Annotated in this window: 24 protein-coding genes; 16 read left to right on the forward strand and 8 right to left on the reverse strand. The window is 64.8% G+C overall.

Annotation, left to right across the window (positions count from 1 at the left end):
- Positions 1-27 precede the first annotated feature (27 nt).
- The 4 genes from QQW98_RS12060 to QQW98_RS12075 all read left to right on the forward strand — a co-directional run bounded on the left by QQW98_RS12060 (position 28) and on the right by QQW98_RS12075 (position 1678).
- A complete protein-coding gene (locus QQW98_RS12060; RefSeq protein WP_290135182.1) occupies positions 28-399 on the forward strand; it encodes a phage holin family protein in 372 nt (123 codons plus the stop codon).
- Positions 396-737 (forward strand): hypothetical protein, encoded by a 342-nt coding sequence (locus tag QQW98_RS12065; protein ID WP_290135183.1) that lies wholly within the window; start codon positions 396-398, stop codon positions 735-737. Before QQW98_RS12060 ends, QQW98_RS12065 begins: the two co-directional genes overlap by 4 nt.
- Positions 738-789: 52 nt before the next feature.
- Positions 790-1338, forward strand: a complete 549-nt coding sequence (locus QQW98_RS12070; protein ID WP_290135184.1) for a hypothetical protein — start codon at positions 790-792, stop codon at positions 1336-1338.
- Between the two features lie 115 nt (positions 1339-1453).
- Positions 1454-1678, forward strand: coding sequence for a DUF4170 domain-containing protein (locus QQW98_RS12075; protein WP_290135185.1), 225 nt, complete (start codon positions 1454-1456; stop codon positions 1676-1678).
- A gap of 77 nt (positions 1679-1755) precedes the next feature.
- Here the strand turns inward: QQW98_RS12075 and greA are convergent, their stop codons facing one another.
- The 4 genes from greA to carA form a co-directional block, all read right to left on the reverse strand.
- Positions 1756-2253: a transcription elongation factor GreA gene (greA, locus tag QQW98_RS12080; protein WP_290136939.1), complete on the reverse strand. Its 498-nt coding sequence runs from the start codon at positions 2251-2253 to the stop codon at positions 1756-1758.
- 71 nt (positions 2254-2324) lie between these two features.
- Positions 2325-5684: a carbamoyl-phosphate synthase large subunit gene (gene carB, locus QQW98_RS12085; protein ID WP_290135186.1), complete on the reverse strand. Its 3360-nt coding sequence runs from the start codon at positions 5682-5684 to the stop codon at positions 2325-2327.
- A 2-nt stretch (positions 5685-5686) separates the two neighbouring features.
- Positions 5687-6148, reverse strand: coding sequence for a hypothetical protein (locus QQW98_RS12090; RefSeq protein ID WP_290135187.1), 462 nt, complete (start codon positions 6146-6148; stop codon positions 5687-5689).
- A 423-nt stretch (positions 6149-6571) separates the two neighbouring features.
- On the reverse strand, positions 6572-7780 hold the full coding sequence (carA, locus tag QQW98_RS12095) for a glutamine-hydrolyzing carbamoyl-phosphate synthase small subunit (RefSeq protein ID WP_290135188.1): 1209 nt from the start codon (positions 7778-7780) through the stop codon (positions 6572-6574).
- A gap of 208 nt (positions 7781-7988) precedes the next feature.
- Between carA and QQW98_RS12100 the strand changes: the two genes are divergently transcribed.
- The 9 genes from QQW98_RS12100 (at position 7989) to QQW98_RS12140 (ending at position 17026) form a co-directional block, all read left to right on the forward strand.
- Positions 7989-8441, forward strand: a complete 453-nt coding sequence (locus QQW98_RS12100; protein ID WP_290135189.1) for a GatB/YqeY domain-containing protein — start codon at positions 7989-7991, stop codon at positions 8439-8441.
- Positions 8438-9196: a hypothetical protein gene (locus tag QQW98_RS12105; protein WP_290135190.1), complete on the forward strand. Its 759-nt coding sequence runs from the start codon at positions 8438-8440 to the stop codon at positions 9194-9196. Before QQW98_RS12100 ends, QQW98_RS12105 begins: the two co-directional genes overlap by 4 nt.
- Positions 9196-9846: a hypothetical protein gene (locus QQW98_RS12110; protein ID WP_290135191.1), complete on the forward strand. Its 651-nt coding sequence runs from the start codon at positions 9196-9198 to the stop codon at positions 9844-9846. Before QQW98_RS12105 ends, QQW98_RS12110 begins: the two co-directional genes overlap by 1 nt.
- A gap of 41 nt (positions 9847-9887) precedes the next feature.
- Positions 9888-11822 carry a DNA primase gene (gene dnaG, locus QQW98_RS12115; protein WP_290135192.1) on the forward strand — a complete coding sequence of 645 codons (1935 nt, stop codon included), beginning with the start codon at positions 9888-9890 and terminating at the stop codon, positions 11820-11822.
- Between the two features lie 9 nt (positions 11823-11831).
- A complete protein-coding gene (gene rpoD, locus QQW98_RS12120) occupies positions 11832-13841 on the forward strand; it encodes an RNA polymerase sigma factor RpoD (protein ID WP_290135193.1) in 2010 nt (669 codons plus the stop codon).
- 221 nt (positions 13842-14062) lie between these two features.
- Complete coding sequence (locus tag QQW98_RS12125) at positions 14063-14530, forward strand: RpiB/LacA/LacB family sugar-phosphate isomerase (protein WP_290135194.1); 468 nt, start codon at positions 14063-14065, stop codon at positions 14528-14530.
- Positions 14527-15810, forward strand: a complete 1284-nt coding sequence (gene glyA / locus QQW98_RS12130) for a serine hydroxymethyltransferase (protein WP_290135195.1) — start codon at positions 14527-14529, stop codon at positions 15808-15810. The genes QQW98_RS12125 and glyA overlap by 4 nt, the downstream gene beginning before the upstream one ends.
- Positions 15811-15813: 3 nt before the next feature.
- Complete coding sequence (gene nrdR, locus QQW98_RS12135; protein WP_290135196.1) at positions 15814-16290, forward strand: transcriptional regulator NrdR; 477 nt, start codon at positions 15814-15816, stop codon at positions 16288-16290.
- Positions 16274-17026, forward strand: a complete 753-nt coding sequence (locus QQW98_RS12140; RefSeq protein ID WP_290135197.1) for an RNA methyltransferase — start codon at positions 16274-16276, stop codon at positions 17024-17026. The genes nrdR and QQW98_RS12140 overlap by 17 nt, the downstream gene beginning before the upstream one ends.
- Here the strand turns inward: QQW98_RS12140 and QQW98_RS12145 are convergent.
- Positions 17023-18045, reverse strand: a complete 1023-nt coding sequence (locus QQW98_RS12145) for a hypothetical protein (RefSeq protein ID WP_290135198.1) — start codon at positions 18043-18045, stop codon at positions 17023-17025. The genes QQW98_RS12140 and QQW98_RS12145 overlap by 4 nt on opposite strands.
- A 48-nt stretch (positions 18046-18093) precedes the next feature.
- Between QQW98_RS12145 and QQW98_RS12150 the strand changes: the two genes are divergently transcribed.
- The 3 genes from QQW98_RS12150 to QQW98_RS12160 all read left to right on the forward strand — a co-directional run bounded on the left by QQW98_RS12150 (position 18094) and on the right by QQW98_RS12160 (position 20168).
- Positions 18094-19044, forward strand: coding sequence for a TauD/TfdA family dioxygenase (locus tag QQW98_RS12150; protein WP_290135199.1), 951 nt, complete (start codon positions 18094-18096; stop codon positions 19042-19044).
- A 193-nt stretch (positions 19045-19237) separates the two neighbouring features.
- Positions 19238-19852, forward strand: coding sequence for a 30S ribosomal protein S4 (rpsD, locus tag QQW98_RS12155; RefSeq protein ID WP_290135200.1), 615 nt, complete (start codon positions 19238-19240; stop codon positions 19850-19852).
- Between the two features lie 109 nt (positions 19853-19961).
- Positions 19962-20168, forward strand: a complete 207-nt coding sequence (locus tag QQW98_RS12160) for a hypothetical protein (RefSeq protein WP_290135201.1) — start codon at positions 19962-19964, stop codon at positions 20166-20168.
- Here the strand turns inward: QQW98_RS12160 and QQW98_RS12165 are convergent.
- The 3 genes from QQW98_RS12165 to queA are packed head-to-tail and all read right to left on the reverse strand — an operon-like array spanning position 20132 to position 22625.
- Positions 20132-20434 carry a chorismate mutase gene (locus QQW98_RS12165; protein WP_290135202.1) on the reverse strand — a complete coding sequence of 101 codons (303 nt, stop codon included), beginning with the start codon at positions 20432-20434 and terminating at the stop codon, positions 20132-20134. The two genes, QQW98_RS12160 and QQW98_RS12165, sit on opposite strands and share 37 nt — an antisense overlap.
- A 17-nt stretch (positions 20435-20451) precedes the next feature.
- On the reverse strand, positions 20452-21579 hold the full coding sequence (gene tgt, locus QQW98_RS12170) for a tRNA guanosine(34) transglycosylase Tgt (protein ID WP_290135203.1): 1128 nt from the start codon (positions 21577-21579) through the stop codon (positions 20452-20454).
- 17 nt (positions 21580-21596) lie between these two features.
- The gene (queA, locus tag QQW98_RS12175) at positions 21597-22625 is read right to left on the reverse strand and encodes a tRNA preQ1(34) S-adenosylmethionine ribosyltransferase-isomerase QueA (protein WP_290135204.1); all 1029 of its coding nucleotides are present in this window, start codon (positions 22623-22625) and stop codon (positions 21597-21599) included.
- Positions 22626-22661 lie beyond the last annotated feature (36 nt).

Below are 22661 nucleotides of genomic sequence, written 5' to 3' on the forward strand. Positions count from 1 at the left end.
CTGCCGGAAACGGCGGGGGCTTCCCCTGTGTCCGCTTACGACGACGAAGCAGGCGACGGCAGCCACGACGGCTCGCTGTTCGACGATGTCAGCGCGTTGATTTCCGACGGCAAGACCTACCTTGACGCGGAGTTGCAGTACCAGAAGACCCGCGCACGCTATGCCGGCAAGCATTCGGGCCGCGCGGCCGTGTTCGGCCTGCTGGCAGTGCTCTGCCTTTTCTTTGGCCTTATCGGGCTGACCGTGGGGGGCGTCCTGCTCCTGATCCCTAGGATCGGGCCGATCGGCGCAACGGCAGTCGTCGTGGCGGTATGGCTGGTGCTGTGCGCCATCTGCGGTTTCATCGCCGGCGGCCATGCCGGCCGCGTCTCCCGTGCCATATCGCAGGACAAGCCATGACCCCGCTGGAACGACAATTCGTCGAAGACCGCGCAATGCGCGATTCCGCCAAAGCGCTCTTTTCCGCCGATGTCGCCCAGGTCCGCGGCGATCTCGCTAATCGCGGCGTGGGTGAACGCATCGGCGCACGCATCGGCAAGAGCGCGGTCGACATGGCCAACGAAGCGCTGGAAATGGCGGGCGACAACAAGGGCGTGATCGGTGCAGCCCTTGGCGCGCTGCTTCTCTACCTCTTCCGCAACCCGCTCATCGACTGGCTTTTCGGAGATGACGAAGGCGGATCGGACGAGGAGCGCGGCGCGCGCGACGACGGGTGGGACGAAGCGGAACAATACTGACCGTGGGCGCATTGGTTTGGTAGATATCACAAACACTTGCCCAGAGGACACCATGAGCAACCTGACCGTAGTTTCCGACAACGACGCCGCCGCCAACGAAGCCGCCATGACCGAAGAGGAAAAGCGCGCGGCGATCCGTGCACGTATCGAAGCCGGAGAAGCCGACTTCGAGCGTCGGCAGGAAACCAGCTTCACCGACCAGCTGGCAGAAGCCCGCGATGCGGCGGTCGAGTACACCAAGAAGAACCCGCTGACGGTGGTGGCAGGCGCGGTTGTTGCGGGCATCGCGATCTCGGCGCTGTTCCGCAATTCGCCGACCCGCCGGGCGGGACGCCGCGGGGCCGCTCTGGCCGCGCTCGCGGCCGATGCGGTCATGGAATATGGCGAAGCAGCTCTCGCCTCGATCAGCGAAGCCGGTCGCAGCGGATTGCAGTCGCTCGATGATCTGGGTGATCGCGCTGGTTACGAAGCGCGCCACCTCGGCCGTGCTGCCAAGTTCCGTGCTGCCGACGCCAGTGATCGTTCGCGCCTGATGGGCCGCCGGGCAATCAAGGGTTCGCGCCGGTCGATCGAACGTGCAGGTCGCTATTTCCAGCGCTGAACGTGCAGCCTGCGCGGGCTGATTGCAATCGAATTTCCCCGTCCGGGCCTTGCCTGCGGCGGGGAATTTCGTATGGCGCGCATTAAAACCGAACAACGGACAGGAAGGTGGCCCGATGGCCGATCAGGAACTTTACCAGGTAATGGGCGGGCGCGTGAACGACCCGCGCGGCCACGACTTCAAGGATCCGGAAAGCATTCACGTGGTGGGCGTGTTCCGCAGCTACGACGACGCGGTCGAGGCATGGCGCGGCCAGGCCCAGCGCACGGTCGACGATGCGGAGATGAAGTACGTCATCGTTCACCTGCACAAGCTGTTCGAACCGGACGTAGAGGTCTGACCGTTAACCGGTGGACACGAAAAAGGGCTGCCGGATCGCTTCCGGCAGCCCTTTTAGTTTCCCCAGAGGCTGGTGCCTCAGATGAACTCGATCTTCTCGACGAGGTAGAACTTGTCGCCGCTCGGCACGGTCACTTCGATCTCGTCGCCGACCTGCCGGCTGATGAGCGCGCGGCCCAGCGGCGAGCTGTAGCTGATGCGCCCCTTCTTCGCGTCGGCCTCGGTCTGGCCGACGATCTGGTACTTAACCGGCTTGTCGTCTTCGTCCAGCAGGGTGACGGTGGCGCCGAACACGATCTTGTCGCCCGACAGCGAAGTCGGGTCGATGATCTGCGCCCGGCTGACACGGTCTTCCAAGTCGCCGATCATGGCTTCGACCTGGCCCTGGCGTTCCTTCGCGGCATGGTATTCCGCGTTTTCTGAGAGGTCGCCATGGGCGCGCGCTTCCTCGATCGCGTCGACGATCTTCGGACGTTCGGCGCGCAGCGCCTTCAGTTCGGCGGTGATCTGCTCGTACCCTTCGGCGAGCATCGGCACTTTTTCCATGGTCCGTCTTTCTCTCTCGCCCCCGCACATCCGTGTCAAAACCGCCCTGCCCGCTCCCATGAAGGGTGCGGCCCTGCGGTCCGGTTTGTCGGGGAAAATCTCTATCCGTCGGTGCTGTAATAGTCCTGAAGCGGCCGAACTTCAAGCTGGCCGTCGCGCGCTGCGGCGATGGCCTGCACCGCGGCGGCGCTGGCGGCGGCGGTCGTGTAGTACGGGACCTTGCTGTCGAGCGCGCTGGCGCGGATCGACTGCGAGTCCTTCAGCGACTGCCAGCCTTCGGTGGTGTTGATGATCAGCGCCACTTCGCCGTCGATAATCCGGTCGACGATATGGGGGCGCCCTTCGGCCACCTTGTTGACCCGTGTTACGGACAGACCCGCCTGCGCGAGGAAGCTTTGCGTGCCGCCTGTCGCTAACACATCGAAACCAAGCGATATCAATGACTTGACGGGATCTAGTATCACCTGCTTGTCGCTGTCCTTGACCGATACGAACACGGTGCCGCTTGTCGGCAGTATCATGCCGGCCCCGATCTGCGATTTGCGGAAGGCGGTGGGAAAATCGCGGTCGATCCCCATCACCTCGCCGGTGGAGCGCATTTCGGGCGAGAGCACCGGGTCACTGCCGGGGAAACGGGCGAAGGGGAAGACGGCTTCCTTCACCGCCATGTAGTCGAGATCGCGGCGCACGGCGGGGAAATCCGACAATTTCTTGCCCGCCATGATGCGCGCGGCCCACTTGGCGATGGGCTGGCCGATGGCCTTGGCGACGAACGGCACCGTGCGGCTCGCGCGCGGGTTGACCTCGATCAGGTAGACTTCGTGTTCTTTAGTGCCGTCCTCGCGGACGCTGGCCTTCACCGCGAATTGCACGTTCATCAGCCCGACCACGCCGAGCTCGATGGCAAGCGCCTCTGCCTGCCGTTCCATTTCCTCGACGATTTCGGCGGGCAGGCTGTAAGGCGGGATGGTGCAGGCGCTATCGCCCGAGTGCACGCCGGCTTCCTCGATATGCTGCATCACGCCCGCGATGCGGACCTCGCTGCCATCGCACAGCACGTCGACATCGCATTCGATGGCATCGCGCAGGTACTGGTCCACCAGCACCGGGCTGTCGCCCGACACATTGACCGCATTTTCGATATAGTCGTCGAGCTGCGGTTCGCTGTCGACCACCTCCATCGCGCGACCGCCGAGGACATAGGACGGGCGCAGCAGCACGGGATAGCCGATCCGTGCGGCCGCCGCGGCGGCTTCGTCGCGGCTGCGGGCGATACCGTTCGCGGGCTGCTTCAGCTTCAGCTTGTTGACCAGCTTGGCGAAGCGTTCGCGGTCTTCGGCAAGGTCGATGGCATCGGGGCTGGTGCCCAGGATCGGGATCCCCGCATCCTCCAGCGCCTGCGCCAGCTTCAGTGGCGTCTGCCCGCCGAACTGCACGATTACGCCCGCAAGCTCGCCCTCCGACATCTCGACGCGCAGGATTTCCAGCACGTCCTCATCTGTCAGCGGCTCGAAATAGAGGCGGTCGGAGGTGTCGTAATCGGTGGAGACGGTTTCCGGGTTGCAGTTGACCATGATGGTCTCGAACCCGTCTTCCTCCAGCGCGAAACAGGCGTGGACGCAGCAGTAATCGAACTCGATGCCCTGCCCGATCCGGTTCGGGCCGCCGCCGAGGATCACCACCTTCTTGCGATCGCTCGGGTTCGCCTCGTCCTCTGCCTCCCCGAAGGACGGCGCTTCGTAGGTCGAGTACATATAGGGCGTGATCGCCTCGAATTCGGCGGCGCAGCTGTCGATGCGCTTGAACACGGGCAGCACGCCCAGCTTGTAGCGCAGCTTGCGCACTTCCTCTGCGCTGGTGGCGCCGGCCATGGCGCGCAAGGCATCGTGCAGCAGCCCGCTGCGCTTCGCCTGCGTTTCCGCGAGCCCCCCCGCCACGCCGACGGAACGCACGGCCAGAGTGGCGAGACGGCGGTCGGAAAAGCCCATGGATTTCAGGCGGCGCAGTTCCTCCGCCGTGTTCGGCAGGCCGTTATGCGCAATCATCCGCTCTTCGTAGATGATCGCCTCGATCTGGCGCAGGAACCACGGGTCGTAATGGGTGACAGCGTGGATCTCGTCCAGCGTCAGCCCTTCGCGGAAAGCCTGCGCGACATTGAGCAGGCGGTCGGGCGTCGCTTTCGAAAGCGCGGCGGTGATGACCTCGCGGCTCGTCCCTTCCAGCTTTAGCACGCGGTTGAACCCGTCGAGCCCGGTTTCGAGGCCGCGAAGCGCCTTCTGCATCGATTCCTGGAAATTGCGACCGATGGCCATGACTTCGCCGACCGACTTCATCGCGGTGGACAACTCGTTCTTCGATCCCTTGAACTTCTCGAAGGCGAAGCGCGGGATCTTGGTCACGACATAGTCGATGGTCGGCTCGAAACTGGCGGGCGTGGCGCCTGTGATCTCGTTGGTGATCTCGTCCAGCGTGTAGCCTACGGCCAGCTTCGCCGCGACGCGGGCGATGGGAAAGCCCGTGGCCTTGGACGCGAGCGCGGAACTGCGCGAGACGCGCGGGTTCATCTCGATCACGATCAGGCGGCCATCCTTGGGATTGACTGCGAACTGTACGTTCGAACCGCCTGTTTCCACGCCGATTTCCCGCAGCACGTTGATGCTGGCGGTCCGCATGATCTGGTATTCCTTGTCGGTCAGCGTCAGCGCCGGCGCGACGGTGATGGAATCGCCAGTGTGGACGCCCATCGGATCGACATTCTCGATCGAGCACACGATGATGCAGTTGTCGTTGCGATCCCGCACGACCTCCATCTCGTATTCCTTCCAGCCGAGGAGCGATTCCTCGATCAGGACTTCGGTGGTGGGGCTGGCGTCGAGCCCGCCGCGCACGATGCTTTCGAACTCGGCCCGGTTGTAAGCCACGCCGCCGCCGGTCCCGCCAAGCGTGAAGCTGGGCCGGATGATGGCGGGAAGGCCCGTTCTTTCAAGCACTTCGAAGGCTTCTTCGACAGTGTGTGCAATGCCGCTGCGCGCGCTTTCCAGCCCGATCTTGTCCATCGCCGCACGGAATTTCTGGCGGTCTTCGGCCTTGTCGATGGCTTCGGCATCGGCGCCGATCATCTGCACGCCCAGCCGTTCCAGCGTGCCGTCGTTGAACAGCGCCAGCGCGCAATTGAGCGCCGTCTGCCCGCCCATCGTGGGCAGCACCGCGTCGGGCCGCTCCTTCTCGATGATCTTGGCGACGATTTCCGGCGTGATCGGCTCGACATAGGTCGCGTCCGCAAACTCCGGATCGGTCATGATCGTGGCCGGGTTGGAGTTGACCAGGATTACCCGGTACCCCTCCTCTTTCAACGCCTTGATTGCCTGCGTACCGGAGTAATCGAACTCGCACGCCTGCCCGATAACGATAGGCCCCGCGCCGATGACGAGGATGGAGGAAATGTCGGTGCGTTTGGGCATTTTTATCCGTTCACTGGAGGCAAAAGTTTTAATTGTTCAGAAGGACACCGGACTCGGTGGAATGAGATGTCGTGCTGCGGTGGCAGGATGTGCGTACCGCTGATCATTCGAGCAATTACGAACGGCGCTGTCGGGTCATTGCAACGGACATCGCGGTGGTCCTTTTCGACAAAATTGGACGCATTTCTGAGGATGCATTTCGCTGTTTCCACTTCGGGTTCGCTTCTTGCGTAAAAGTGCCCGTAATCCGTGTCGAAATATCCGCCTGGAGGAGTTTCCCATTCTATCTTGACGTTGTGGCGATCCTGACAATCGATGATTGCGCTATAGGCAGGTTCTGCCGCAATTCGCGGTGCCACTCGACGGTAAATGGACGCGACGGCCACAACCGCCAGAGCGGCGATCACAAATAGTGCAAAGCCCTTTCCTGCGAGTTTTGGGAAACGAGGCGCCTCATAGGTCATCCACGAGTCCCCAAGTTTCGCTTCAGCATCGAGACTTTTATCCGGTTTTGATGCCTGAATAGCGGTGCGGCACCATCATTGGCGAACGCCCATCCACTACCATTCCCCGCGCGGCAATCGAGTTCGTGGTTTCTCAAACAAATCACGAACCGTGAACCTCCGAATACCCGTCCGCAACCTCGCGATCTACAAAATTTGCTTTTGCGTTGTGCTTCCCCAGCTGATCTCGGACACAATCGAGGTCACCGTCGTTCACTTCGTCGGTGGCCGGTGAGAAATACCAAGCAGGTTGGTCCTCCCAGTCGGATCGGATCTCAAATTTATGAATGCCACAATCGGTGAGTGCCACTCGCAGTTGGTCCTCCGTCGCGGGATCCTGCATGCATCCGGAAAAAGCTAGCATCCCGATCACAGGTGCCACTCTCACCCCAACATCCCCACAAACTTCTCGAACAGGTAGAAGCTGTCCTGCGGGCCCGGGCTCGCTTCCGGGTGATACTGCACCCCGAACGCCTTCTTGCCACTGATCGCGATGCCGCAGTTGCTGCCGTCGAATAGCGAGACGTGGGTCTGCTCCACGCCGTCGGGCAGCGTGTCGCCGTCCACTGCGAAGCCGTGGTTCATGCTGGTGATTTCGACCAGTCCCTGCGTTTCGCCCCAGCTTTCGCCAACGCGCTGGACGGGGTGATTGGCGCCGCGGTGGCCCTGGTGCATCTTTACCGTCTTCGCGCCCGCTGCCAGCGCCAGCATCTGGTGGCCGAGGCAGATGCCGAAGATCGGCACGTCGCGTTCCAGCAGGCCCTTGATCACCGGCACCGCATATTCGCCCGTCGCCGCCGGATCGCCGGGGCCGTTGGAAAGGAACACGCCGTCCGGTTCGTGCGCCAGCACGTCCTCCAGGCTCGTGCGCGCGGGCACCACGGTCACTCTCGCGCCGGCTTTCACCAGGTTGCGGAAGATGTTGTCCTTGCTGCCGTAATCGATGGCGACGACGTGCGGCTTGGTCTTGCCGCACTCGTCCGCCCACGCGGCGCGGCCGTAGCCCTTGCCGAGCGTCCAGCTGCCGCCGCCCCATTGTTCCTGCTTTTCGCGGCTGACGATGCGGGCGAGGTCCATGCCTTCCAGCCCCGGCCAGTCCTGCGCCATGCCCAGCAGGGCGTCGAGATCGAAATTCCCGTGCGGGTCGTGGGCGATCACCGCGTTGGGCGCGCCGCCCGTGCGGATGCGGCGGGTCAGCGCGCGGGTGTCGATGCCCGACAGGCCGATCTTGCCGTGCTTCGCCAGCCATTCGCCGAACTCCCCGCCGCTGCGGAAATTGCTGGCAGGCGTGATCGCCTCGCGCACGATGCAGCCGACCGCGCTGTCGACGCCGCTGCCGACCGCGCTTTCGACATCCTCGTCATTCACCCCGACATTGCCGATGTGGGGAAAGGTGAAGGTGACGATCTGCGCGGCGTAGGAGGGATCGGTCATCACCTCCTGGTAGCCGGTCATCGCGGTGTTGAAGCACACTTCGCCCACCGCGCTGCCGACCGCGCCGATGCCGTGGCCCCACAGGATGGTGCCGTCGGCCATGACGAGGACTCCCGTCGCCCCTGCAGGTTGCGCGCGTGAAGATGCGGTACGGGCCATAGGGGGCGCTCCGAGTAAGGGGTTTTCCGGCGATGTCGCTAAGCGTCGGCGGCTATACCCGCAGCATGGCTTCGTCAACGGCACAGTTGGACAAAGTTGTCGCGCAAAGTTTTGCCCGATGTCCCCTGCTTGGCCTAGGACGGGGGAAACCATCCACAGGATTCGCCGCGCGGAACAGCGTGCGGCACACAGGAAAGCGACAGTTACGATGATCAGGGACGATATCCAGGCCGCCACGAAGTCCGCCATGCTGGACCGCAACAAGGAACGCACCGCCGCGCTGCGCCTGATCCAGGCGAAGCTGAAGGACCGCGATATCGAGCTGCGCACCGCCGACAAGAAGCCGGAAGACGATGCGCTGGTAACCGAAGTTCTTCAGAAAATGGCGAAACAACGCCGCGAAAGCATCGAGATGTACACGGCCGGCGGCCGCACGGAACTGGCCGAGCAGGAACAGGCCGAGCTGGCGGTGATCGAGGAATTCCTGCCCGCGCAGATGAGCGAAGAAGATACCAAGGCGGCCATTGCCCGGATCAAGGCGGATACGGGCGCCGAAGGGATGAAGGACATGGGCCGCGTGATGGCCGAACTGAAACAGCGGCACGGCGCCGAGCTCGACATGAGCAAGGCCAGCGGGTGGGTGAAGGAGAGTTTGTCGTGAAGAATATCGCACTCGTAGCAGCGATCGCCGCCGGGCTGACCCTGTCCGCCTGCTCCAGCGAGCCGGAAGGCGTCGAAGGCAGCGATGCCGCCGACCTCGAAACGCCCGAAACCGATGGCGAAGCGGCGATGGCCGCCATGGCGCTGAAGGCGGGCGACTTCGGCGAATTGCAGCTGGGCGCCAAGATCGTAGGGCCGCAGGGGCCGGAAGTGAAGGCGGCCATTTCCAACGAGGCGGGCAATTTCGGCGACATGACATCCTATGTCGCCTGCCCCAACGGCATGCCGGAATGCGACCCCAAGACCGCGCCCGACGGCACCGTCTACACCTATGTCCACATCGTCTATCCGGGCGAGGACAATGACGGCAGCACCGGGGTCGGCGCGGGCAACACGTCCAGCGATGTCGAGCGGGCGACCGCGTTCCGCATGACGCGCCCGGCGACCGGCTTCACCGGCAATGCCGGCTTCTCCAAGGCGGAAGCGATCGCAGCCGTGGGCGAGAAGGCCGACGTGGTCGTCACCTGCGACGGCGGCGCGCTGGTCTGGACCGTGTCCGCCGGCGATGGCGGCGACCAGTGGGAAGCGCGCGAGCCGATCACTTTCTGGTGGCAGAGCACCGTGCCGCCGTCCGGCCCGGCCGATGCCTACCAACTGACGGCGAATTATACCGATGCAGTAGGCTCCGGCCCCTATCCGGGCGGCGCGAACGGCGCTAGCAATGCGTGCAACGACACTGCGGAGCCTGCCGGATAATGAAACGCCTCGTCCCGATCCTCGTGTGCAGCCTGATGGCGACCGCCTGTGCCACCACCGGCGATTACGATCCGGATCGGGGCCGCGATTTCGTGGACGCGGCGGGCGATTACCCCGACCTCACCGACGGGCGTTACACCCGCGCGCCGGTGGTCGGGAACGAACCGGACGACACGTACGACGTGCTCGCCCGCGATTTCGACCGCGTCGCGCTCGGTCCGCGCAAGCGTGTGCCGGATACGACACCGCCCGAATACATGGTGGAGGCGGATCGCGGGGTGATGCGCGAAGTCTATGTCGCCTGCCCCATCGACGTGCGCCCGTGCGACCCCCTCGCCCCGCCTGCCGGGGTGGAGGTGACTTACATCGCCACCCTCACCCCGTTCGGGGCCGGTAGCACGGAGGCCGTCGGCCAGTACGTGCGCCGCACCGGCTTCAACGGCATCGGCGGCTTCTCCTATGGCGAGGCGCGCGCGGCCTTGGGCAACGACGGCGCCTTCTCGCTCGCCTGTATCCGCGACGAGCTGGTGCTGGAGCGGCGCCTTGGCGATGTCTGGACCCGCGGGGAGACCGTGACGCTGTTCTGGCAAGGCACCCATCCGCTCGACAGCCGCGAGCCCGGCGACGAATGTGGTTCGGAAGCCCGCTGACGGGCTTGCGCTTCACGCCCCCGCCGCGCCATTAAGCCGCGATGGCGCTTTCTCCCCAATGGTTGGACGAACTGCGTGCGCGGATCACGCTGTCGACGCTGATCGGGCGGACGACGAAGCTTACGCGTGCCGGGCGCGAATTCAAGGCGTGCTGCCCGTTTCATGACGAGAAGACGCCCAGCTTCTACGTCAACGACGCCAAGGGCTTCTACCATTGCTTCGGCTGCCAGGCCCATGGCGACGCGATCCGCTGGCTGACCGACCAGCAGGGCTTGCCGTTCATGGACGCGGTGAAGGAGCTCGCCGCCGTCGCCGGGATGGAAGTGCCCGCGCCGGATCCGCGCGCCGCACAGCGGGCGGAGGAACGCGCCAGCCTTCATGACGTCACCTCCGCCGCGCAAAACTGGTTTCGCGCCAATCTGTTGGGTGAGAAAGGTGCCGCCGCGCGGCAATATCTCGACGCGCGCGGGATAGATGCGAAGACGAGCGAGGAATTCGGCTTCGGCTACGCGCCCGACAGCCGACAGGGCATCAGGGAAGCGCTGGCGGATTTCGACCGGGCGATGCTGGTCGATGCCGGGATGCAGATCTCGGTCGAGGACAAGGAGCCTTACGACCGCTTTCGCGCGCGATTGATGCTGCCGATCCAGGATGCGCGCGGGCGGGTGATCGCCTTCGGTGGCCGCATCCTCGACACGGGCGACACAAACGCCCCGAAATACCTGAATTCGCCGGAGACTTCGCTCTTCGACAAGGGCTCGACGCTTTACAATCTCCACCGCGCCGGGCCGGCTTCACGCAAGAGCGGGCGGGTGCTGGTGGTGGAAGGCTACATGGACGTGGTCGCACTGGCCGCCGCCGGTCTTCCCGAAGCGGTAGCCCCGCTCGGCACGGCGCTGACCGAACGGCAGATCGAGCGGCTGTGGCAGTTGGTCGATCGGCCCATCCTGTGTTTCGACGGCGATGCCGCAGGCCAGCGGGCGGCAATGAAAGCGGCGGTGCGCGCCCTGCCCCTGCTTCGCCCCGGCCACAGTCTGTGCTTCGTTACCCTGCCCGCCGGCAAGGACCCGGACGACGTGGTGAAACAGGGCGGTGCCGGTGCGATGGAGCGGCTGATTGCCCAGCCCCGTTCGCTGCTCGAGCTGATCTGGGAGACCGAGCTTGCCGCCGGCCCGCTCGACAGCCCGGAGGACAAGGCCAGCCTGAAGGCGCGGCTGATGGACCATGCCGAGACGATCGAGCACCCGGATATCAAGGCGCTCTACCGGCGCGAATGGCTGGAGCGGTTCGGCAATTTCGCATATCCGCCGCGGCCGGAGCGGCCGTTCATTCCGCGCGGACCCGGTGCGCGCGGCGGCAGCGGATGGAACCGCAACGCCGCCCCGCGCCCCATGGATCGTGCCGTTGCCGGCCGCCTGCAGCGCGCAATCAACGGCAGCCGGGACACGCTCGGCCGGGCGGTCGTGGCAGGCTTGTTGCGGCATCCGGCGCAGATTTCGCGGCACGTGGATGCCCTCGCCCGGTACCGCCCGGGCGATGCCAACATGGCACAGGCGATCGAAACTTTTCTCGACTCGGCGGAATCGCTTGAAATAAATGGCGATGACACCATAACGCTAAGCGAGCGCCTCGAAACGCTGCCGGATACGAACGCCCGTTTCACCTTCCTGATGGAAGGACAAGATCCGCAAGCCGCCGCCGAGGACCTAGCCGAAGCCGTCGCCCTTCTGGTCGATCGGCCCGCGTTGGAGGAAGCCCTGGCGGCATCCACGGCGCGGTTCGAATCGTCCCTGGAGGATGCGGATTTTGCCGAGCAGCAGCGCATCCGCCGCCTGCTCGCCGAATTCGATCAGCGGCTGAAAGATTTGGCCCGCAAGCGTGCCGCGAACAGCGCGGATGCCGGCGGGAGTGACACAGAAACTGGCTCCGGCAACCTGGACAAAGCCGACAGTGCCAGCGACGAACGAATGGATTGAACGGGACATATGGCCTCCGACGCGAGAACCAAGCAGACCGAAGACGCACCGCTGATCGACCTCAACGAAGCGTCGATCAAGAAGCTGATCACCAAGGCGAAGAAGAAGGGGCACGTCACCTATGACGAGCTCAACGAAGCCTTGCCGCAGGACCAGATGTCTTCGGAGCAGATCGAGGACGTAATGAGCGCGCTCAACGACATGGGCGTGAACGTGGTCGAAAGCGACGAGGAAGCGGAAGCCGCCAAGGAAGCCGCGTCCGAGGTCGAGGAAATCCAGGACGGGGAAAAGAAGAACGTCCCCGAGGCCAAGAAGAAGGAAACGGTGGAGCGGACGGACGATCCGGTCCGCATGTACCTGCGCGAAATGGGCGCGGTCGAGCTGCTCAGCCGCGAGGGCGAAATCGCCATCGCCAAGCGGATCGAGGCCGGGCGCGACACGATGATCATCGGCCTGTGCCAGAGCCCGATCACCTTCCACGCCATCATCCACTGGTCCGAAGCCCTGAATGCCGAGGAAATGCAGCTGCGCGAGATCCTCGATCTCGACGCGATGCTGTCCAAGGAACCGCCAGCCGACAAGCTCAACGACGACGCCGAAGACGATAAGGACGACGGCGAAATCTCGGAAGAGACCGCCGGTCCGACCATCCGTGACGACGATGACGACGACAGCGACGACGAGGACGACGGCGCCGACGAGGACGGCGAAGGTTCGTCCAAGAAGAAGGACGACGACGAGGAAGAGGACAACACCATGTCCCTCGCCCAGATGGAAGCGGCGTTGAAGCCCGATGCCATCGAACGGTTCGCGCGCATTACCTCGCTGTTCAAGAAGTTCGAGAAGCTGCAGAAGGAACGCGTCGAGACGCTCGGCCGCGGCGAACAGCTGCCGGCGGCGAAGGAACGCAAGTACGAAAGCCTGGGCGAGGAACTGACCGCCGAGGTGGAAAGCATGCAGTTCCACGCGACCAAGATCGAATTCCTGGTCGACAACCTCTATGCCTTCAACCGCCGCCTGACCGCGCTGGGCGGCCAGATGCTGCGCCTCGCCGAACGGCACAAAATCAAGCGGATGGACTTTCTCGACGCCTATGTCGGCAACGAGCTCGACGACAGCTGGATTGCCGAGAAGGCGAAGAAGGACAAGAAATGGGCGGCCTTTGCGGAGCGCGAGGCCGATGCCGTCGATCGCATCCGCACCGAAATCGCCGATATCGCCAGCCAGACCGGCATGGCGCTGCCGGAATTCCGCCGTATCGTGAACATGGTACAGAAAGGCGAGCGCGAGGCCCGCATCGCCAAGCGCGAGATGGTGGAGGCGAACCTGCGCCTGGTGATCTCGATCGCCAAGAAATACACCAACCGCGGGCTGCAATTCCTCGACCTGATCCAGGAAGGGAACATCGGCCTGATGAAGGCGGTCGACAAGTTCGAATACCGCCGCGGCTACAAGTTCAGCACCTATGCCACGTGGTGGATCCGGCAGGCGATTACCCGCTCGATCGCCGACCAGGCGCGCACGATCCGCATCCCGGTCCACATGATCGAGACGATCAACAAGCTGGTCCGCACGAGCCGCCAGTTCCTCCACGACCAAGGCCGCGAACCGACGCCGGAAGAGATGGCCGAGAAGCTGTCGATGCCGCTCGAGAAGGTTCGCAAGGTGATGAAAATCGCCAAGGAGCCGATCAGCCTCGAAACGCCCATCGGCGACGAGGAGGACAGCCACCTCGGCGATTTCATCGAGGACAAGAACGCCATCATCCCGGTGGATGCCGCGATCCAGGCGAACCTCAAGGAAACCGTCACCCGCGTGCTTGCCAGCCTCACCCCGCGCGAGGAGCGCGTTTTGCGCATGCGCTTCGGCATCGGCATGAATACCGACCACACGCTGGAAGAGGTCGGCCAGCAGTTCAGCGTGACCCGCGAACGTATCCGCCAGATCGAGGCCAAGGCGCTGCGCAAGCTGAAGCACCCCAGCCGCAGCCGCAAAATGCGCAGTTTCCTCGACCAGTAAATTTTTCGGGAACGCTTTCCGCGCCCGGTCATTGGTAGTGTATCAGACGATGTAAAAATCGACTGGTTATGAAGAAGCCTCTTCGGGAGGCACGCTTCAGGAGCCCCGACACCCTAGCGGTGCCGGGGCTTTCCTGTTCTTGGCGCCATTGCGACCCGATATCGCTGGATTGTTTGCCGCGCGGGGTCGCGCGAATCGTCCCCCTTCCCTATGGCGGCGCCATGAAAATCGCCATCGCCTCCGACCATGCCGCCATCGACCTCAAGAGCGTCCTGCGCGACTGGCTGATCGAACAGGGCCACGAAGTCGCCGACCTCGGGCCCGACAGTGCGGACAGTGTCGATTATCCGGACTTCGGTTACAGGCTGGCCGGCGTCGTGGCCGATGGCGCGGCGGAGCGCGGTGTCGCCCTGTGCGGCAGCGGCATCGGCATTTCGATGAGCGTCAATCGCAACCCCGCGGTGCGCTGCGCGCTGGTGTCGGAGCCGCTCAGCGCCGCCCTCGCCCGCGAGCATAACGATGCGAACTGCATCGCCATGGGCGCTCGCCTGACGGGTGTGGACATGGCGAAAGCCTGCCTCACCGCCTTTCTCGAAACCGAATTCGCCGATTCTCTTCCTAATGGCACCGGCCGCCACCAGCGCCGCGTCGACAAACTCTCCAATCCGAACCTTGCAGGGACCGCATGACCGACAACCGTTTCTGGAACGACACGCTCGAACAGGCCGACCCGGAGGTTTACGCCGCGGTTCGCAACGAACTCGCGCGACAGCAGGACAAGATCGAACTGATCGCCAGCGAGAACATCGCCTCCACGGCCGTGCTCGAAGCGACCGGCAGCGTGTTCACCAACAAATATGCCGAGGGCTATCCCGGCAAGCGCTACTACGGCGGCTGCGACTATGCCGACGTGGTCGAAACGCTGGCGATCGAGCGGGCCAAGAAGCTGTTCGGCTGCGAATTCGCCAACGTCCAGCCCAACAGCGGCAGCCAGATGAACCAGGCGGTGTTCCTGGCCCTGCTGGAGCCGGGCGACACCTTCATGGGGCTCGACCTCAATTCCGGCGGCCACCTGACCCACGGCAGCCCCGTCAACATGAGCGGCAAGTGGTTCAACCCGGTCAGCTACGGCGTGCGCAAGGACGACGAGCTGATCGACATGGACGCGGTCGCCAAAACCGCGCGCGAGCACAAGCCGAAGCTGATCATCTGCGGCGGCACCGCCTATTCGCGCACTTGGGACTTCCCGCGCTTCCGTGAGATCGCCGACGAGATCGGTGCCTGGCTGCTGTGCGACATGAGCCACATTTCCGGCCTCGTCGCGGGCGGCGCGCACCCATCCCCCTTCCCGCACGCCCACGTGGTGACGACGACCACGCACAAGAGCCTGCGCGGCCCGCGTTCCGGCGTCATCCTGTGGAACGACGAGGACCTGACCAAGAAGATCAACATGGCGGTCTTCCCCGGCATGCAGGGCGGCCCGCTGATGCATGTCGTGGCGGCCAAGGCCGTGGCTTTCCGCGAGGCGCTGCGCCCCGAATTCAAGGACTACGCCAAAAACGTGGTCGAGAACGCCCGCGCGCTCGCCGCCAGTATCGAGGAGCACGGCCTGCGCGTCGTTTCCGGCGGCACGGACAACCACTCCATGCTCGTCGACCTCACGCCCAAGGACGTGACGGGCAAGGCGGCGGAAAAGGGCCTCGACCGCGCCTGGCTCACTTGCAACAAGAACGGCATCCCGTTCGACACGCGCAGCCCCTTCGTGACCAGCGGCATCCGCCTCGGCACCCCGGCAGGGACCACGCGCGGCTTCGGCACGGACGAATTCCGCGAAGTCGGCAAGCTGATCTGCGAAGTCGTGGATGGCATGTCCCGCAATGGCGAGGATGGCGACGGCCAGGTGGAAGAGCGCGTGCGCGGCAAGGTCGCCGAAATGTGCGCAGCCTTCCCGGTCTATCCCGGCCGCTGAGCCATGCGCTGCCCGTTCTGCGCCCATGACGACACCCAGGTAAAGGATTCGCGCCCGGCGGAAGACGGCGGCGCGATCCGTCGCCGGCGCCAGTGCGGCAGTTGCGGCGCGCGCTTCACCACCTTCGAACGTGTCCAATTGCGCGAGGTGACAATCGTGAAAAGCGGTGACCGGCGCGAAGCTTTCGACCGGTCCAAGCTGGAACATTCGGTCAGCCTCGCCTGCCGCAAGCGCGATGTCAGCCGCGAACAGATCGACCAGCTCGTGTCCGGTATCCAGCGCCAGGTGGAAACGGCGGGCGAGAGCGAGATCCCCAGCCACCGCATCGGCGAAATGGTGATGGGAGGCCTGCGCCAGCTCGACAGCGTGGCCTATATCCGCTTCGCCTCCGTCTATCGCGACTTCAGCGAGGCGCGCGATTTCGAGGAGTTCGCCAGCGCGATCCAGGAAGCCGGCGGGCGCGATGCCGCGAGTGAATAGCCAGCCGGTCATCGTCCTTGTCCGCCCGCAGCTGGGCGAGAATATCGGCAAGGCCGCGCGCGCCATGCTCAATTTCGGGCTGACCGAGCTCAGGATGGTGGAGCCGCGCGATGGCTGGCCCAACCCCTTTGCCGGGCCTGCCGCCGCCGGTGCGGACCGGGTCCTGGCCGACGCGAAGGTCTATGCCACCACGGCAGAGGCGGTGGCGGATTGCAGCCACGTCTGGGCGACGACGGTGCGCAAGCGCGGCGTGACCAAGCCGGTCCACACGCCGGAGGAGGCAGCGCGCGACATGGCCGGTGCCGAGGGGCGCTGCGCCATCCTGTTCGGGCCGGAACGCTCTGGGCTGGAGACGGCCGATGTCGCGCTCGCCCGGACGATCCTGACGGTGCCGATCAATCCCGAATTCGGATCGCTCAACCTCGCGCAGGCGGTAATCCTGTGCGCGTACGAATGGTCGAAGGTCGCACGCGAACAGACCGGCCTGGTCCAGCCCACGGACGAGGAAGCCCTGCCGCCGGCCCCGCAGGCCGAGCTTGAAGGGATGATCGCCCATTTCGAGGACCTGCTGGCGCCGCGCGGCTATTTCCTGCCCGAAAGCCGGGCGGAAGCCACCCGCCTGACCCTGCGCGGGATGCTCACGAAGCCGGGCTGGAACCACCTGGAGGTGCGCACGATGCGCGGGGTGTTGTCATCGCTCGGCAAGCCGCCGCGCGACGAAGAAGCGTCACGCTAGTCCACCAGGTCGGTGCCCGGCCCGACGAGCGGGCGACCCAGCTGGTCGGCCAGCCCGCTTTCCTCCTTCGCCTTTTCCACCCACGCGCGCGCTTCGGCGATTTCGCCGCGCAGGCGCTCTTTCGCCTCGGCATCGCGGGCGACCCGCACTTCGGGGTCGTAATCGAGCGCGGGGTTTTTCGAATAGCTGGCGAAGAGTTCGCCGTCCGCGATCTCTGCCGCCTCTCCTTCGCGCAGGGAAACGCCGAACAGGCGGGCCGCGGCCTCGATGGTCTCGGCCGGATGGTCGAGGAACCACGCGGCATCGAGCGAATGCACGTTGCCATACGCATCGATTGCGCTTTCGAACACCTTCATCTGCCCAAACCACAGCGCCGCCGCCTTGTGGGCAGCGCTTGGCGCAGCATAGCGCGCGCCAAGGCGCAGCTCGCCGAACACGCGTTCGGTCCATTCGACATGGCCGGGCGTACGCAGGATCGCCGCGACATAGGTCGAAAGCGGATAATGCAGCGCGATGGCCGGCGCGTCGGGCGCGCGGCGCATGACATCATCGAGGATGAAGTTCACCGGCACGTTGGCCTTCGCCACCACCGGCGTGCCCGCGTCCCAGCGCTTGCCCAGCATCGACAGCGTCACGTCGAGCGCGCGGTCGAACGCGGCATCGCCCGCACCGTCCGCGCCCTTCATCACGCCGAGGCGGCGCAGGGCCGCAGGCTCCCGCAGCACGAGGCTGCGCCCGACATGGTCGAGCGCGCGCGCCAGCAGGGTGGAGCCGCATTGCGCGACATGGAAGATCCACCCGATGGGGCGTTCCGAAAGCGGCGGTCCGGCGTATTTCTCCAGCAGGCCCTTCAATGGCACCCGGCCGCGCGGCAGGTCGCCGTGGCGGATGCGCGCATCGAGAAAGATCGACTTGTGGAACAGGTTGCGGTCCATCTGCTGGATCACCCCGTCGCCGCCATCGAATTCGTACAGATAGATCGCCGGATCGCTGGCCAGCGTTTCGAGTGTAATCGCCATGGCGCCCGCCCTAGCACGCGGCATCGCGCTGCACTATAGAGCGCGGCCATGACGACTGCCGAAGCCCAGACGACGCCCTACGCCCTGTTCGAAGGACACGGCCAGCCCGTGACCGATGTCGATACGGGCGCGGTCCGCAGCGCCATCGAAACCAGCGGTGCGGTGCTGCTGCGCGGGTTCAAGCCTTCGCTGGAAGGCTTTTCCGCGCTCAGCCGGATGCTGTGCAGCCATTCGTCTTTCAACGAGAGCCCGAACCGGCAATTGTTGACAGAGGGCAATGCCGTGCAATCGGTCAATCTCGGCAGCGATCCCTTCCCGCTCCACCCGGAACTTTCGCGGGAGCCGTGGCGACCCGATCTCGCCATGTTCGGCTGCATCAATCCGCCCGGCGTCGGCGGCCAGACCAATATCTGCGACGGGATCGAGATCGTGCGGCAGATGCCCGCGCAAATCCGCCAGGCGCTGGAAGGCAGCAAGCTTTACTACATACAGCCCGCGTCCCCTGCCCTGCTCAAGTTCTGGCTCGGCACCGAAACGCCGGGTCGGGAGCAGATGGAAAACCCGCCGCCGTCGTGCCCCTATTTCTTTCGCAAGCCACAGGGCCAGATCCTGCGCGGTTTCATCCGCCCGGTGTTCGAACCCACGCTGTTCCAGGACGAGCCCGCCTTTGCCAATTTCGTGATGTTCGCGCGCGATTATCTGCGCCTGCCGAACTTCCCCTCGCTCGACGGCAAGCCCTTCCCCGACGACTGGCTGGACGAAATCCGCAGCACCGCGCGCCGCCTCACCTATTCGCACGCGTGGCAGCAGGGCGACATACTGCTGCTCGACAACAGCCGCTTCATGCATGGGCGCAAGGCAATCGCGAATGCGGAAGAACGCCGGATTGCGACGTTCTTCGGCTATCTCGAAGGCATCGAACGGCGGCCGCTGGAGCCGGAGAACCCGGTGTGGCGGCAGGACGACTTCGTCCCGCCCGATACGCCGCACGATACCTGAGCGGTAATTCTTGACTGTGCGCGCGGTCCTGCTATGCGCGCGCTTCACTTCGGCGGTGTGCCCTTGCGGCATCCCTCCGATTGGTCCCGCACCCCGGTGAAGCGGTGGCCGCGGCGGACGGAACGGTCCGTCGGTGCAGTGCCGGGTTGAACGGTTGCCGCAGGGGCAATCCAGCAAATCGAAGGAAAGACCTATGTCGAAGCGCAAGAGCGCCAAGTACAAACTCGACCGCCGGATGGGTGAAAACATCTGGGGTCGCCCGAATTCCCCGGTCAACAAGCGGTCCTACGGCCCCGGCCAGCACGGTCAGCGTCGCAAGTCCAAGATGTCGGACTTCGGCCTGCAGCTGCGCGCCAAGCAGAAGCTGAAGGGCTACTACGGCGACGTGACCGAAAAGCAGTTCCGCCGCACCTACAAGGAAGCGTCCTCGATGAAGGGCGACACCGGCCAGAACCTGATCGGCCTGCTGGAACAGCGGCTCGACATGATCGTCTATCGCGCCAAGTTCGCGCCGACGATCTTCGCCGCCCGCCAGCTGGTCAGCCACGGCCACATCCGCGTGAACGGCGTGAAGTGCAACATCGCCAGCCGACGCTGCTTCGTGAACGACGTCATCAGCCTGGGCGACAAGGCCAAGGACATGGTGCTGGTCATCGAGGCGCAGAGCCTGCCGGAGCGCGAAATCCCGGACTACGTCGTGGCCGACGGCACCGACAAGGTGACGTTCACCCGCGTGCCGAAGCTCGACGAAGTGCCCTACCCGGTCACGATGGAACCGAACCTGGTCGTCGAATTCTATTCGCGCTGATCGGGTATCATACCGAACACGAAAGGCGGCCTCGTGGGGCCGCCTTTTTTGTTGCCTGTCAGTAATTTAGATGGAACGTTGCGCAGGTGGCGAGCGTTGATCGAATGCTATGACCACCTTCTACCGCTTCATCACCGCGAAACGCCGTGGCAAGTGGTATCCGGTGCTGGAAGACGCGCAGCGATATGCCGAAAGGATCGGCGCCGGGTTCATGGATGCGGCCGGCAACTTCACGCCGTATCGCGGTACGATCCTGGAATTCTGCGAAGGTCCGCCCGATCAGTCGCGCAGCTGGTCCCACTCGACCAGTTCGTAAGCGATCGACGCTTCCACCAGCGTTTCCCAGATTGCGGCAATCTCTTCCGCCGGCAGACCTCGCGCCTCGGCATCGGCCCGTGCCGCAGTAATGACCGCGGCCTTGCGATCTTCGTCGCGCACCACTTCGCGGCTCGGCTTGATGCGGGCGGCGGCGCGCATGTAGCCGAAGCGCCGGTCGAGCAGCGCGACAAGCTCGCGGTCCGTGGCATCGACGCCTTCGCGCACTTCGGCCATGCTGGTGCAGTCTTCGGGCATTTTCGGCATCGGTCGGCGGGTCCCTGCTATTCTCGGCAATAATCGCGGCGGAAATCGGTGGCGAAGGCGGCAAAGCGCCCATCCGCAATCGCATCGCGCATCGCTTGCATCAGCTGCTGGTAGAAGGAGATATTGTGCTCCGTCACCAGCATCGCGGCGAGGATTTCCCCCGACTTCACGAGATGGTGGAGATATGCGCGGCTGTATATGCCGCAGGTCGGACAGGTGCAGCGCGGGTCTAGCGGGTCGCTGTCCTCTGCGTGTCGCGCGTTGCGCAGGTTGATCGCGCCGTTCCACGTAAACGCCTGGCCGTTGCGGCCCGAGCGGCTCGGCAGCACACAATCGAACATGTCGACCCCGCGCTCGACCGCGCCGACGAGGTCGTCGGGCTTGCCGACGCCCATCAGGTAGCGCGGGCGGTCGGCCGGCAGCTGCCCGGGCGCGAAGTCCAGCGTGGCGAACATGGCTTCCTGCCCCTCGCCCACGGCAAGGCCGCCGATGGCGTAGCCGTCGAAGCCGATCTCGGTCAGCGCCTGGGCGGACTGGCGGCGCAAGTCCTCGTCCAGCGCGCCCTGTTGGATGCCGAACAGCGCGGCGCGCTCCGCGTGCTCTTCGCCGCTGTCGAACCCGTCGCGGCTGCGCTTTGCCCAGCGCATCGACAGTTCCATCGAACGGGCGATCACGTCGCGCGGTTGGTCGGCGCGCGGGCATTCGTCGAAGGCCATCACGATATCGCTGCCGAGCAGGCGCTGTATTTCCATGCTGCGTTCCGGCGTCAACATGTGCTTGCTGCCGTCGATGTGGCTGCGGAATTCGACCCCTTCTTCGGTCAGCTTGCGCAGGTCCGACAGGCTCATCACCTGGTAACCGCCGCTGTCGGTCAGGATCGGGCGGTGCCAGTTCATGAAATCGTGCAAGCCGCCGAGACGAGCGACCCGCTCCGCGCCCGGGCGCAGCATCAGGTGATAGGTGTTGCCCAGGATGATGTCGGCACCCGTCTGCCGCACCGTTTCCGGCTTCATCGCCTTGACCGTGGCGGCCGTGCCGACCGGCATGAAGGCAGGCGTGCGGATATCGCCGCGCAGCATGGATATGCGGCCCGTGCGCGCGACCCCGTCGGTCGCGTCGATGGTGAAGGAAAAGCGGCTCGTCATCGGTTTGCACCGCGCCTCTAGGGCAGCAGCAGCGAGGAGTCACCATAGCTGTAGAAGCGATATTCCTGCGCGATGGCATGGGCATAGGCCGCCATCATCCGCTCCCGCCCCACCAGCGCGCTTACCAGCATCATCAGCGTGGATTTCGGCAGGTGAAAATTGGTCATCAGCCCGTCTACCGCGCGGAAGCGGTAGCCGGGCGTGATGAAGATATCCGTGTCCGCGGCGAACGGCCGGATCGTCCCATCCTCTCCCGCCGCGCTTTCGATAAGGCGCAGCGAAGTCGTGCCGACCGCGATCAGCCGCCCACCGGCAGCGCGCGCCGCGTTCAGCCGGTCCGCCACGTCGGGTTCGATCCGGCCCCATTCGCTGTGCATCCGGTGCGCGTCCGTATCGTCGGCCTTCACCGGCAGGAACGTGCCCGCACCGACATGGAGGGTGACGGTTTCGCGGCGGATGCCCGCCGCGTCGATTTCGGCCAGCAGCCGGTCGGTGAAATGGAGCGCGGCGGTTGGCGCGGCAACGGCGCCATCCTCTGCGGCGAAGATCGTCTGGTAATCCTCGCGATCGGCTTCATCGGTGCCGCGCTTGCCTGCGATATAGGGCGGCAGGGGCATAGTGCCCGCGCGTTCGAGCAGGATCTCGACCGGCTCCTCCCCATGGAAGGCGAACGTGAAGCTGCCATCGTCGTGCCGGGCCTCCGCGGTCGCGGCGACATCGCTGCCGAATTCGACCACGTCGCCCGGGCGCAGGCGCTTGGCGTTGCGGACGAAGGCCTGCCAGCGCCTGAGGTCGATCCGCTTGTGCAACGTGGCGCCGATGCGCGCTTCGCCGCGCCGCCCTTCCAGCTGGGCGGGGATGACGCGGGTATCGTTGAAGACGAGCACGTCGCCGGCACGCAGCAACGTGGGCAAGTCGCGCACGCCGCGATCCTCGAACGCGCCCTCGCCCGGCACATAAAGCATGCGCGCCGCATCGCGCGGGTGCACCGGGCGCAGCGCTATCCGCTCCGGCGGCAGCTCGAAATCGAACAGGTCAACGCGCATGGCGTCGATCCCGGTAAACCATGGCGTATCGATGGA

The sequence above is a fragment of the Alteriqipengyuania flavescens genome, assembly GCF_030406725.1.
In the GTDB taxonomy this organism is placed as follows: Bacteria; Pseudomonadota; Alphaproteobacteria; order Sphingomonadales; family Sphingomonadaceae; genus Alteriqipengyuania_B; species Alteriqipengyuania_B flavescens.

Coding starts and splice junctions, on each gene's coding strand:
- rpoD (WP_290135193.1), top strand. CDS start 11,832: ATGGCCTCCGACGCGAGAACCAAGCAGACCGAAGACGCACCGCTGATC.
- QQW98_RS12150 (WP_290135199.1), top strand. CDS start 18,094: ATGACGACTGCCGAAGCCCAGACGACGCCCTACGCCCTGTTCGAAGGA.
- QQW98_RS12065 (WP_290135183.1), top strand. CDS start 396: ATGACCCCGCTGGAACGACAATTCGTCGAAGACCGCGCAATGCGCGAT.
- QQW98_RS12140 (WP_290135197.1), top strand. CDS start 16,274: ATGCCGCGAGTGAATAGCCAGCCGGTCATCGTCCTTGTCCGCCCGCAG.
- queA (WP_290135204.1), bottom strand. CDS start 22,625: ATGCGCGTTGACCTGTTCGATTTCGAGCTGCCGCCGGAGCGGATAGCG.
- QQW98_RS12160 (WP_290135201.1), top strand. CDS start 19,962: ATGACCACCTTCTACCGCTTCATCACCGCGAAACGCCGTGGCAAGTGG.
- dnaG (WP_290135192.1), top strand. CDS start 9,888: ATGGCGCTTTCTCCCCAATGGTTGGACGAACTGCGTGCGCGGATCACG.
- nrdR (WP_290135196.1), top strand. CDS start 15,814: ATGCGCTGCCCGTTCTGCGCCCATGACGACACCCAGGTAAAGGATTCG.
- tgt (WP_290135203.1), bottom strand. CDS start 21,579: ATGACGAGCCGCTTTTCCTTCACCATCGACGCGACCGACGGGGTCGCG.
- carB (WP_290135186.1), bottom strand. CDS start 5,684: ATGCCCAAACGCACCGACATTTCCTCCATCCTCGTCATCGGCGCGGGG.
- QQW98_RS12070 (WP_290135184.1), top strand. CDS start 790: ATGAGCAACCTGACCGTAGTTTCCGACAACGACGCCGCCGCCAACGAA.
- QQW98_RS12075 (WP_290135185.1), top strand. CDS start 1,454: ATGGCCGATCAGGAACTTTACCAGGTAATGGGCGGGCGCGTGAACGAC.
- QQW98_RS12145 (WP_290135198.1), bottom strand. CDS start 18,045: ATGGCGATTACACTCGAAACGCTGGCCAGCGATCCGGCGATCTATCTG.
- greA (WP_290136939.1), bottom strand. CDS start 2,253: ATGTGCGGGGGCGAGAGAGAAAGACGGACCATGGAAAAAGTGCCGATG.
- QQW98_RS12100 (WP_290135189.1), top strand. CDS start 7,989: ATGATCAGGGACGATATCCAGGCCGCCACGAAGTCCGCCATGCTGGAC.
- carA (WP_290135188.1), bottom strand. CDS start 7,780: ATGGCCCGTACCGCATCTTCACGCGCGCAACCTGCAGGGGCGACGGGA.
- rpsD (WP_290135200.1), top strand. CDS start 19,238: ATGTCGAAGCGCAAGAGCGCCAAGTACAAACTCGACCGCCGGATGGGT.
- QQW98_RS12090 (WP_290135187.1), bottom strand. CDS start 6,148: ATGACCTATGAGGCGCCTCGTTTCCCAAAACTCGCAGGAAAGGGCTTT.
- QQW98_RS12165 (WP_290135202.1), bottom strand. CDS start 20,434: ATGCCGAAAATGCCCGAAGACTGCACCAGCATGGCCGAAGTGCGCGAA.
- QQW98_RS12125 (WP_290135194.1), top strand. CDS start 14,063: ATGAAAATCGCCATCGCCTCCGACCATGCCGCCATCGACCTCAAGAGC.
- QQW98_RS12110 (WP_290135191.1), top strand. CDS start 9,196: ATGAAACGCCTCGTCCCGATCCTCGTGTGCAGCCTGATGGCGACCGCC.
- glyA (WP_290135195.1), top strand. CDS start 14,527: ATGACCGACAACCGTTTCTGGAACGACACGCTCGAACAGGCCGACCCG.